At 36.3% G+C, this 8,734-nt stretch carries 7 protein-coding genes; all 7 read right to left on the reverse strand.

The features are described from left to right. Positions 1-255 precede the first annotated feature (255 nt). Positions 256-2,013 (reverse strand): PAS domain-containing protein, encoded by a 1,758-nt coding sequence (locus ACTJJ9_RS22905; RefSeq protein ID WP_255451946.1) that lies wholly within the window; start codon positions 2,011-2,013, stop codon positions 256-258. 11 nt (positions 2,014-2,024) lie between these two features. Continuing rightward, positions 2,025-2,684 (reverse strand): response regulator transcription factor, encoded by a 660-nt coding sequence (locus tag ACTJJ9_RS22910; protein ID WP_255451947.1) that lies wholly within the window; start codon positions 2,682-2,684, stop codon positions 2,025-2,027. Between the two features lie 5 nt (positions 2,685-2,689). Next, positions 2,690-3,331, reverse strand: a complete 642-nt coding sequence (locus ACTJJ9_RS22915; RefSeq protein WP_145582904.1) for a hypothetical protein — start codon at positions 3,329-3,331, stop codon at positions 2,690-2,692. Positions 3,332-3,654: 323 nt separating this feature from the next. Then, a complete protein-coding gene (gene trpB / locus ACTJJ9_RS22920; protein ID WP_145582906.1) occupies positions 3,655-4,824 on the reverse strand; it encodes a tryptophan synthase subunit beta in 1,170 nt (389 codons plus the stop codon). Positions 4,825-5,166: 342 nt separating this feature from the next. Further along, on the reverse strand, positions 5,167-6,147 hold the full coding sequence (locus tag ACTJJ9_RS22925) for a peptidylprolyl isomerase (protein WP_255451948.1): 981 nt from the start codon (positions 6,145-6,147) through the stop codon (positions 5,167-5,169). 124 nt (positions 6,148-6,271) lie between these two features. Continuing rightward, complete coding sequence (locus ACTJJ9_RS22930; protein ID WP_145582908.1) at positions 6,272-7,675, reverse strand: sensor histidine kinase; 1,404 nt, start codon at positions 7,673-7,675, stop codon at positions 6,272-6,274. Continuing rightward, a complete protein-coding gene (locus ACTJJ9_RS22935; RefSeq protein ID WP_145582910.1) occupies positions 7,665-8,369 on the reverse strand; it encodes a response regulator transcription factor in 705 nt (234 codons plus the stop codon). The genes ACTJJ9_RS22930 and ACTJJ9_RS22935 overlap by 11 nt, the downstream gene beginning before the upstream one ends. Positions 8,370-8,734: the final 365 nt, after the last annotated feature.

The following is an 8,734-nucleotide window of genomic DNA, read 5'->3' on the forward strand; positions in this document are numbered from 1 at the left end:
TTTTTCCCCTATGTAAGTGATAAATGTTACATTTTTGCAACAATGAGCGAAAAATTTGGGAAAGATGTTCTTTATGAGGATGATAAACTTTGAAAGAGGTAAGAGGAATATTTTTTGACTAAAAGGCGCTTCTCATCTCAAACGTATGTAAGGCACGCCTCTTTAGCAGGAGTCTTACGTACTCTCTTAAAAAAGTACGAATAATTCAACAAATAAGCTTTAACAAAGCCAACTAAAAAAAGAGAGCATCACTGATTACCATATGCTCTCTTTACTAAACGGTACTATTAATGTAATGGTTGTACCTTTATTTTTGATTGATGATACGTTTAAATTAGCGTTTATTGTTCGTGCTCTTTCCTCCATACTAAATAGCCCGACGCCACTTTGTGTTTTTGTTTGATCAAAACCAATCCCTTTATCAGTGATGGAAACTTCAAGATGATCTGTCTTCTCTACTATAGATAAGGCAAGCTCATCTGTTTTCGCATATTTGCATGCATTTGTGATCGCCTCTTGCACAATTCGATAAATATTCGTTTCCACATCAGACGAAAGCCTTCGTTGGAGCTCATATGTAAAATGTGTTTTCAACCCATAATGCGTTGCGACCTTATTAATAAAGGAGCGAATAGCCGGGATTAATCCTAAATCATCCAATATTGATGGTCTTAGCTGCCATGAAATTTGTCTTATTTCCTCAATTACATTTGAAATCTCCATTTCAATTTGGTCAATGATTTCTAGGTCGGGTTTTGAACGTAAACGATTTGTCATGATAAGAAGACTATACAGATTTTGGCCAATTCCATCGTGAAGCTCTCTTGATAGTTTTTTCCGTTCGTCCTCCTGTAAGCCGATAAGCTTTCTCATCATTTGCTGAAGTTCTTCCTCTGCCCGTTTTCTCGCAGTGATTTCATTACGTATCGCTAAATATTGATATGGTTTCCCTTCATTATTAATAAATGGAATGATCGTCGTATTAACCCAATAATACGTACCATCCTTCGCTTTATTTTTGATTTCACCCTTCCATACCTTTCCTTTCCCGATTGTTCTCCAAAGCTCCTTGAAAAATTCTGGAGAGTGAAATCCCGAGTTTATAATCCGATGACTATTGCCAATCAGCTCATCCCTATTAAACTTCGAGATTTTGCAAAACGTATCATTTACATATGTAATGATTCCCTTTCGATCCGTAATCGCCACAATGGAAGACTCATCAATGGCGAATTTTAAATCATACAATTCCGCAATTGTTTCCTCCAGCTCAGCTTCGGCCCGTTTTCTTGCTGTAATCTCATTACGAATGGCTAAATATTGATATGGCTTCCCCTCTTTATTTAGAAATGGAACGATCGTTGTATCGACCCAATAATACGTGCTATCCTTCGCTTTATTTTTGATCTCCCCCTTCCATACCGTACCGGAGGCAATCGTCTGCCACAAATGGCGAAAAAAATCAGCTGAATGATAACCAGAGTTCACCAATCGATGGCTTTTTCCGATTAATTCTTCCCGCGAATATTTGGAAACCTCACAAAATTTATCATTTACATACGTGATGATCCCTTGTCTGTCTGTTATTGCAATGATTGACGATTCGTCTAAGGCAAATTTCAAATCGACTAGCTCTGATAACGATGCTTGTAGCTCCTCATTTATCCCTTGATTTGAATTCATCTCATCTTTATCATTAGCTATCGATAACATACAATAATGGTGATTTCCCAGCTCAATCAATTCGCACGATAGAAGCCAGTTTGCCGTTGTCCCATTAATCGAGGCTTTTGTCGTAAGTGTACAATGCTGAGCAGAAAATAATTTTTTTACATTAAGCAGAGGAAATAGAGCCTGAACGTCCTTGCCCTTCCATTCTGTTATTTGTAATTTAAATCGTTCTCTCGCTGCTTGATTAATTGAATTGATCCTGCCCATCTCATCGATAATAATCAATGCAACAATTTTATTCCGAATCATTTGTAAATTCTTTTCCTTTCTTGGAGATTTCATACTCCCTTACATTATACACCATATCCTAGTAAGCCCTTTTTTAAGGCGTATTCAACTAGCTCTGGTCTTGTTTTTAATTTTAATTTTTCCATTATATGCGATTTGTGATTTTCAATTGTTTTAACGCTTAGCACTAGCTTTTCAGCTATTTCTTTATTGGAAAAGCCTTTTGCAATTAGTGTTAGGACCTCTTTTTCGCGTTCCGTTAAGAGTGAATATGTATCCCGATCTGCCCCGTTTTTTATTCGGTCAAGATAGTCTTCCATCAATCTTTTTGTTGCTGTTGGGTATAAATAAGCAGAGCCTTCTGCAACGATTTTGATCGCCTGTACCAATTCATGATGCAAGGCACTTTTCAAAATACAGCCAGAGGCTCCAGCTTGGATGACACGAAACAAATATTCTTCATCATCATGCATCGTTAATATTAAGATTTGTGTTCTAGGCCATCTTTTCTTTATTTCAATCGTTGCCGAAAGTCCATCTCTGCCATGGGGCATACTTAAATCCATTAACACAAGATGTGGCTGTAATTCCTCCACCTTTTTTATTGCTTCATCTCCCTCTGAAGCCTCTCCAACAACTTCTACGCCATCAACTTCATTTAATAGCATTTTCAACCCTGAGCGTACGACTGCATGGTCATCCACTAATAAAATAGTTGTTGACACTTTTTTCACCCTCCGTTCGGTATCCTTATATTTACTTCTATCTCTTTATCATTTTTCTTAAAAAAACTAATGACCCCGCCTACTGCCTTAAGTCTTTTTTCAAGTGCCAACATAGTTAGATTTAGCCTTTCAAAGCGATTGATTTCTCCTTCCGAACCAAAAGAAAAATTCACTTTTACATATAAAGCCTCTCCCCAAAGTCCGTATATCTCAACATGCTTTGGCAAGGAATATGAAAAAGTCTGGTTCATAATCTCTTTAACGGTACGATACGCAATTAACTCAGTTAAAATTGGGTAATCCTTTTTATCTCCGAGTTCTTTAAACTCTACTACGAGCCCATATCGCTTCTCAATACTTATTAACAATGATTTCAACGCCCCATCGATTCCTTTATGAAAGAATGGATGTACATCATTTGATAATATTCGTAGATCCTCTATCGTTCTTTTTGTTAAGTTTACCATGTCATCTATGCCTAATCTATCTTTGCTATCACCAGATTGTCTCTGTAAATATTGCAAATGATTAAATACTGCGTATAAATTTTGGGCAATATCTTCATGGAGAAAGCTTGCGATCCCCTTTAATTCATTTTCATAGGCTTCAATGATGAGGGAATCCATTCGTTCTTGTTTGATATCCATAGTTTCCACCTTTATTCATGTATCATCTGACTAGGAAAGGAGTATGACTTGAAGTTTTACACATCCCCATTATAGTTTAATCGTCTAAGAGAATTTTGCATGTGATCAATGTCACATCATTACTAGATTACAATATTGGAAGGGATGAAAAACAAAGGCTCTTTTCGTGGAGATTGTTATTTTATAGCATTGCTCGGCGACTGCAAATGGTGTTGCCTAAAAGTGACTCATCGAGTGAACGGGCGAACTAGAACACTCCATGAGTCCGCTTAAGAGCGAAAAACAGCCAATAGAAAAAAGGATGCCTTAGCACCCCTATTATCTTATTTATCTTTAATCATTTTGTAGACTTGCTCAACATCTTTATCTCCACGGCCTGAAAGATTAACAATAATTACATCTTCCTTATCAAGGGTTTTCGCTAATTTGAGCGCATAAGCAACCGCATGTGCACTTTCTAACGCTGGGATAATCCCCTCGACTTTTGATAATAACTGAAATGCTTCTAATGCTTCCTGACCTTTAATTGTGACATACTGTGCTCTGTTTGATGTTTTTAAATAACTATGCTCAGGACCAATTCCTGGATAATCTAAACCAGCAGCAATTGAGTAGGTTGGTTGTGGTTCACCTTTTTCATCTAACAGTGTTAAGCATTTAAAACCATGGATAACAGCAGGAACGCCCTTTGTTAACGTAGGGGCTTCCTCAGGCTCTACCCCAATAAGCTGAACATCCTCTTCATCTATATAATGGGCAAACGAACCTATCGCATTGCTGCCACCACCAGCAACAGCAACTACTGCAGTTGGCAGCTTACCTTCCTTTTCAAGAATTTGCTTTTTTGATTCTTTGCTTATAATCGATTGGAAATACTTCACCATTGTTGGGAATGGATGAGGTCCTACTGCCGATCCTAGTAAATAAAACGTATTTTCGTAGTTTTGCACTAGGTCATTTAGCGCTTCATCAACAGCATCTTTTAAGCGTCCCTGACCTTTTTCAACTGGGATAACCTTTGCCCCTAATAGTTCCATTCGAAACACATTTAATGCTTGTCTCTCTGTATCAAGCTTACCCATGTAAATCGTGCAATCCATTCCACCAACGATTGCACATGCTGTTGCCGTCGCAACCCCGTGCTGACCTGCACCAGTTTCAGCAATGATCCGAGTCGCTCCCATTCGTTTCGCTAATAGGATTTGCCCGATTGCATTATTGATTTTATGAGCACCTGTATGATTTAAATCTTCTCGTTTTAAATAAATTTTCGCTCCGCCAACATGTCTCGTTAAATTCTCTGCAAATGTTAGTGGATTTTCTCGGCCAATATATTCTTTCATATAGTAATCAAATTCTTCGATAAATTCTGGGTCATTTTTATATTTTTCAAAGTTGTCATCCAAAATCTTTAATACATTATTTAATTCATCTGGTACAAAGCTTCCACCAAATTCTCCAAAATAACCTTTTTCTGCAACTTGTTTAGACATATTGGATTCTCCTTTTAAAATATCGAATTTTCAGAATATAAATTCATTATATCATTAAGGAAGAAAGGTTTGTCCCACATTATGCACTAATTTCAAATAAGCACCAAAGGATTAGACCAAATAAAATTGCATTCGTCCATAAAAGAAAATGTAGATATGAATTCGCCTTTCTCATAGAAAAAAACACTCCTTAGCCATTGCATTCTACCTGTAAGACGAATGAATTTCAGGATTGTTACAACTTTTTTTATTTTTTATTTCAAAATTTTTTATGTGAGGCGAACTATTAAATCATTTAAACGAAAAAAAACGGACCCGTTAGGATCCGTTTTTCAAAAGAGCTTATTTATCTGTTTTCTCAGTTGATTCAGATGATGAATCTTCTTTATCAGCTGAATCTGTTGATTTTTCAGTTGAAGACTCTTCTTTCTCTTTCTTATCATCAGTTAAATAATTTTTAATATCATAATCTTCTTTTTTATCTTCTAACCAAGTTGGGTATTCTGTTTGAAGCTTTTGTTGGAATAAAGCATCTTTAATTTCTTCTTTACTCTTTTCAAAGTTTGCTTCTTCAGCTTCCTGTTTATCTGTTACTTTAATAATGTGATACCCATAATCAGATTTAACTGGTGCTGAGATTTCGCCAACTTTCATTGAAAAGGCCTTATCTTCAAATGCTTTAACCATTGCGCCTTTACCAAAGAAGCCTAGGTCACCGCCATTTTGTGCTGTTCCTGTATCAGTTGAATATTCCTTAGCTAGCTCAGCAAAATCGCCACCTTCATCAAGCTTCTTTTTTACTTCGTTAGCTGTTTTCTCATCCGCAACTAAAATATGACTTGCTTTTACTTGCTCTTCTTTAGCAAATGATGCTTTATTTTCATCAAAATATGTTTTCATTTCTTCATCTGTAATTTTGATTTTTGATTCTAATAATTTTTCAATTTGAAGATTTGTTTTAATGTTATCCTTTAAATCATCTTCAGAAATACCGTTTGTTGCAAGAGCAGATTGGTATGCTTCCTCGCCACCAACACTATCGACTGTCTTTTTAAGCTCTTCATCAATTTCTTTATCAGTAATCTTAACCTTTTGTTTTTCAGCTTCTTGTTCAATAATGTTTTTCGTAATTAAAGAATCTAGCGCAGCCTCACCGTTTTGCTCGACGAAATACGTATATAAATCATCCTTTGTTATGGATTCCTTCCCAACCTTTGCTACAACATCACTTTTTGTTGATAGAAAGATAAAAACTGCAATTGCTACTACTACAAGTACTGCTAAAATACCTAGAGTTTTTTTGCTAGAAATCAATTTCTCCATTCTGTATTATCTCCTTAATATGAATTCTACTATTTTTCTATTGTACAGAATAAATATGAATAAACTATGAACAAACCTTAAAAAATCTAAAAAGTTTGTACCAGCATTTCATATTTTACATGAATTACCCATGAATTGGAATGATAATTGAAAACTTTGTTCCCTTATTTTGTGTACTTTCAATGAAAATTTCACCATTATGAAGCTCTACTAATCGCTTTACGATCGATAGCCCTAAACCAAATTCACCAAATTGATTGCTTGTCCTTGAAATATCAGCTTTATAAAATCTTCGCCAAATAAACTCAATTTCCTGCTTATCCATTCCAATTCCCGTATCCTCAATTTCAATCATCGTAACACCATCTAATTGTTTTCCCCGGAGCCACACCGTTCCTTCATTTGTAAATTGGATGCTGTTTTTTGTTATATTAATTAAAATTTGGATAAGACGATCATAGTCTGCATAAACGATACTTTTTTCATCAACATCTAATTTTAATTCAATTCCTTTATTCTCTGCTTGTTGGTATAAATGATCTTTAATGATCTCTAAAACCTCACTAAGAAGAATGTTCTCTCTATTAAGCTTGACTTGGTTTGAGCGAATTCGTTCATAATCTAAGTTTTCATTCACAAGCCGTATAAGTCTTCTTGTTTCCTGACTTATTAATTGAACCCCTTTTTCCTTTTCAGCCTCTGGAATCATATCGTTTTTTAAGCCTTCAATTAAACCGCTTATCGTCGTTAACGGCGTCCGCATTTCATGAGATACATCTGCAATAAACTGACGACGTCGTTTTTCAAGACTATCAATTTCTTCATTTTGCGCCCTTAATTTATTGATCATTTCATTAAAGTCATTGGCCATTTCACCAATTTCATCAAAATTCGTTGAAGGAATATCGACATCATAGTTTCCTTGAGCAATTTTCGATGTCGCCTTGCGAATTTTTTCGATCCGATTCACATGAACCTTAGAAAGCAACCAACTAAGTAAAAAGGAAACTGATAGGGCAATAAGGACGGTATATAACAAATAGCGATTTAATTCACTAATCATTTCCCTTGTGCCGCTAATCGGTGAAATGAGTAAAATTCCTCCTGCCATTTCACCGCGATTAATGTATGGAATCGCGACTAATGATACCTCTTGGTCCGCCCATTTAATATTATGCTTTGTGACGACCTTTTCCCCGCTTGTAAGCTTTCTCCAATCCTCCTCAGTTACACTTGCTATTGGTGAATTAGGAGCGATTGAATAAACAATTCGTCCACTTCGATCAAATATACTAAAAAACACGTCTTGTGAGCTTAACACATGTTGATATTGTGCAAGAACATATTCCTCACCAATCTGCTCAAAGTCATATAATATGTTTTCACCATACTTAGTTAAATCAGAGACTTTATTTTCATAAACAAGATTTTCGACATAATGAGTAAATAATAGACTCAGGATTAAAAACGCAATGATGATGATGCTAATATGACTTAAAATAAGCTGATAAATATATTTAATTCTCATCTTCTTTAACCGACTCATCAAACTTATAACCAACACCCCAAACAGTATGGAAAAATGGTTGCGAAGGTGTTTCGATTTTTTTCCGTAATCGTTTTATATGAACATCAACGGTTCGTTCATCTCCATAAAATTGATAGCCCCAAACTCTCTCTAAAAGCTGATCCCTTGTGAAGACTTGCCGTGGATTTTTCAAAAAATAATATAGCAAATCGAACTCTTTTGGCGTGAGGTTTTCGATTTTCTTTCCTTGTAAAAATACCTCTCTCGTTGTCTTGCTTATTTTAAAAAACTCTGTTTCTAAAAAAGAGGAATGTTGCTTCTGCTCCTGATCAGCTGCTTGGTAACGGCGGGTGACTGCTTTAATTCTAGCCATCAGTGCCAATGGGCTAAATGGCTTTGTGACATAATCATCTGCTCCCATTTCAAGACCTAGCACTTGCTCAGACTCGCTATCCTTTGCCGTAAGGATAATAATTGGCACTGTGCTTTCCTCTCTAATTTTGCGGCAGAGTGTTACCCCATCCATTCCAGGAAGCATCCAATCTAAAATGATTAAATCCCATTCCGCTTCCTTAAATCTTTTATATCCTTCAAGACCATCGTGAATAAATTCCCCGCTAATCTCTTCCTTTGAAAAAAACATTTCAATCATTGAGCACACACTTAAATTATCTTCAACAACTAATACTTTCATTTTCCACCTACCGTTTATGTAACTGTCACTACTCTACATACCCATTTTAGCCTTTTCTTAGACAAGCTACAACGAAAAGCGGAAGCGCCTGTTCAGCGACGTATAAACTGGAGCAATCCGTATGAGATAAAGGAAACACGAAGAGCGATAGCGATTCGATGTTGACTTATCGTAAGGAGGATTGTGAAGTTTACTAGTCGCTAGGCGCTGCAGCTAGACACCTCGAAAAGCGGAAGCGCCTTGCTCAGCGACGTATAAACTGGAGCAATCCGTATGAGATAAAGGAAACACGAAGAGCGATAGCGATTCGATGTTGACTTATCGTAAGGAGGATTGTGAAGTTTACTAGTCGCTAGGCGCTGCAG

The sequence above is a fragment of the Metabacillus sp. 22489 genome (assembly GCF_052044855.1).
Lineage (GTDB): Bacteria > Bacillota > Bacilli > Bacillales > Bacillaceae > Metabacillus > Metabacillus niabensis.